The following is a 1,907-nucleotide window of genomic DNA, read 5'->3' on the forward strand; positions in this document are numbered from 1 at the left end:
GCTGTCGTACCAACCTGTTCGAATCGGAGGCGCTGGGCTGTGCCTTCAGGAAAGCCGGAGCCCGGACTCCCCGGGAAGGATCCTTTGACGCGGCCGTCGTGGTCACTTGTTCGGTGACCTCCGAGGCTGACAGGAAATGCAGGCAAAGCATAAGACGACTGCGAAGGGAAAATCCGGGGGCCGTCATCGTGGCAGCGGGCTGCTGGGCCCAGTGGATATCCCCCGGCGAGGCTCGGGAACTAGGGGTGGACTGCCTGGTGGGGAACAGGCTTAAATACAGGATACCCAAGATAGTGGCGGAAATGATCGAGCAGGGAAGGCCACCTGTGCCGCCCCGCGTTGAGAGGGTGGATGTGCAGCGGGACTTACGGTGGGAGCCTCTTTCCCTGGCGGAAGACAGGACCATGACAAGGGCCTTTGTCAAGATCCAGGACGGGTGCGACCATCGATGTACCTACTGCATTATCCCCGACCTCAGGGGGGTACCCGTCGAAAGGCATCCCGAGGATATACTAAAAGAGGTGCGGATGCTCGTCTCGTCAGGGTGCGCGGAAGTGGTCTTCACCGGGGTCAACCTGGGTCTTTACGGAAGGACCCCCGGATTTTCCCTTGGAGAGGTCGTCCGTCGATCGGCCGAGATCGAGGGAGTGAAGAGGATCCGGTTCGGTTCGATTGAACCCTTCTGCCTGAACGAGGCCCTTCTCGAGATTCTCGCGGGAACGCCTCAATTCTGTCCGCACCTTCATGTGCCGCTCCAGAGCGGCGATGCCGCCGTTCTTCAAAGGATGAACCGCGGGTACAAGCCGGAAGAGTTCGAGGCCCTGATCCTTAAGGCCAGGTCGTTCCTGGGCGGGGATCTTCACCTGAGCACCGATATAATCGTCGGTTTCCCGGGAGAGACCGAGGAAGCTTTTTGTTCTACCCTGGAGATGCTCGAGAGAACCGGCGTGGGCAAACTTCACGCTTTCCCCTTTTCCGTCCGGGAGGGGACTCCGGCTTCCCTTTTCGAAGACCGGGTTCCCGCCCCCGTGGTACGTTCCAGGATGGGCCGGGTCCTTTCCCTGGGTTCGGAGCTCCTGCTCCTTTATTCGAGGCGGTGGGTGGGGAAAAATGTTGAGGTCCTGGTGGAGAGGAACGAAGGAGGGGCGATCGACGGCCTCTCCCGGCACTACCTGCGCGTCAGGGCTCGTGGTGATTCACTCCCCGGGGAGGTCACCACGGTGATGACCGAAGATTCACAAAAAGGGGTTCTTCAGGGGTTGGTGTGATATAATTCGCTACCAGATATCGCCGTGTCCCTTTCGGTGAGGGTCCCTGGGCGTATCGGTGGCGGTTTGTATCGACAGGGAGTTGATTCTGTGAACCGTGACTGCCCTTTCTGCAGGATAGCCTCTGGGCGCGAGAAGGCGGATATCGTTTACAGCGATGCCGATGTCATGGTGATACGCGATGTTCACCCCAGGGCGCCGGTGCATCTCCTTGTGATGCCTAGGCGGCACGTGGAGTCCGCTGATGACGTCGAAGATCCTTCGATCTGGTCCGCGGTCATGGACGCAGCGACCAGGGTGGCCCGCGAGCTGGGCCTTCGCGCAGGTGGGTATCGCCTTGTGGTCAACTGTGGTGCTGGTGCCGGACAGACTGTAAACCATCTCCATGTTCACCTGCTCGCCGGACGGGTATTCGGATGGCCGCCGGGATAACTCCGAGTGAGAGAGAAGGGGGGGAACGCATATGACACAGGTCGTTCGACGCGACAACGAATCCCTCGAAGATGCTCTCAAGCGCTTCAAGCGAGAGGTATCCAAGGGAGGCATCCTGCGCGAGGCGCGCAGGCGGAAGCACTATGAAAAACCCAGCGAAGCCAAAAAGAGAAAGAGAGAGGACGCTTCAAGAAAACGCAGAAGAAA

At 59.6% G+C, this 1,907-nt stretch carries 3 protein-coding genes; all 3 read left to right on the top strand.

Translation table 11 applies throughout. The features are described from left to right. On the top strand, window positions 1–1,268 hold a 1,268-nt coding region (locus tag GX108_05140), incomplete at its 5' end, for a MiaB/RimO family radical SAM methylthiotransferase (protein NLO56424.1). A 90-nt stretch (window positions 1,269–1,358) separates the two neighbouring features. Then, window positions 1,359–1,700, top strand: coding sequence for an HIT domain-containing protein (locus GX108_05145; GenBank protein ID NLO56425.1), 342 nt, complete (start codon window positions 1,359–1,361; stop codon window positions 1,698–1,700). Between the two features lie 31 nt (window positions 1,701–1,731). Beyond that, on the top strand, window positions 1,732–1,907 hold a 176-nt coding region (locus GX108_05150; protein ID NLO56426.1), incomplete at its 3' end, for a 30S ribosomal protein S21.

Source organism: Thermovirga sp. (genome assembly GCA_012523215.1).
GTDB lineage: Bacteria > Synergistota > Synergistia > Synergistales > Thermovirgaceae > 58-81.